1 protein-coding gene is annotated in these 1007 nt (G+C 65.0%); it reads right to left on the bottom strand.

Features of this window, described 5'->3' with window-relative positions:
- Positions 1-38: 38 nt before the first annotated feature.
- Positions 39-860: a transposase family protein gene (locus tag ABD287_RS18370; protein ID WP_344174795.1), complete on the bottom strand. Its 822-nt coding sequence runs from the start codon at positions 858-860 to the stop codon at positions 39-41.
- Positions 861-1007 lie beyond the last annotated feature (147 nt).

Raw genomic sequence — 1007 nt, forward strand, 5'->3', positions numbered from 1 at the left:
CAGTGAGCCTTTCCGGGCAATGGTTCGGTGACCGTGCGTTACGTGGTGCGGTCGGCTTCCAGGTGTAGGAGCACGAGGGCGGCGGCGGCGATCTGACCGATCTTCCAGGGGCAGACGCTGACCCGGCGGAGCGCTTTGAACGTGGTCTTGAGCAGGGCGTTTCCTCGTTCGCCTATGGCCCGCAGCCCGTTGTGGACCTTGTTGAGTTGTTTTTGGGCGTCGGTCAATTCGCCGTTCTTGGCTTTCTTGTAGGCGACGGTGACGATGCCGGCTTGCCCTTCGTAGCCCAGGTCACCGAGGACCCTGGCCTGCTGGGCATGGGCGGTCAGGGTGTCGAGCATGCCGGGGTGCGTTCGTAGCGCTGTGGTGTCGTGCTCACGGCCTGGCCGTACCTGGGAGGTCCACAGGGGCCACCCGTCGGGGGCGGTGATGACCTGCACGTTCCCGCCGTGGTGGTGATGCTTGCCCGACCACCACAGGTCCACCCCGGTCGTGGGGCCAGGGGTGGACACCCGATCGGTATGAATCAACGTGCCGTCGAGCATCACGTAGTCGTAGCCGGCCAGCTTCGCCGCCAGCAGCGCCGACCTCAGGCCCGGGGCCTGAGCCGCCAACGCCTGCAGCACCTCGTTGAGGTAGTCGTAGCAGGTAGACAGGCCGATGTCGTTGTCGCGGGCCAACTGCGCCACCCGCGTTCCGTCGACCATCCACCGCACCCCCAGCACCGCCTGCTTCCACGGACCCAGCCGGCGCACGCCCTCCCTGGTTCCACGACGTTCCCGCTCCGCATACAACAGCCGCGCCACCTGCGCGATCGTCTCCCGCCGAACGTCGAGCACAGCCATGTATGTGACACTCATAACGACGCGACACCTCAATGAAGTTGATCTTTAGTCGGACCTTCTTCATACCGAGGTGTCGCGTCTCCATCTTGGACCCCGGACCACTCGGCGCGTCGCAGCCTACGTCACCCTCGGTGATCAAACAGTTGCCCGGAAAGGCTCAGT

Origin of the sequence: Pilimelia columellifera subsp. columellifera (genome assembly GCF_039532605.1) — a bacterium.
Classification (GTDB): domain Bacteria; phylum Actinomycetota; class Actinomycetes; order Mycobacteriales; family Micromonosporaceae; genus Pilimelia; species Pilimelia columellifera.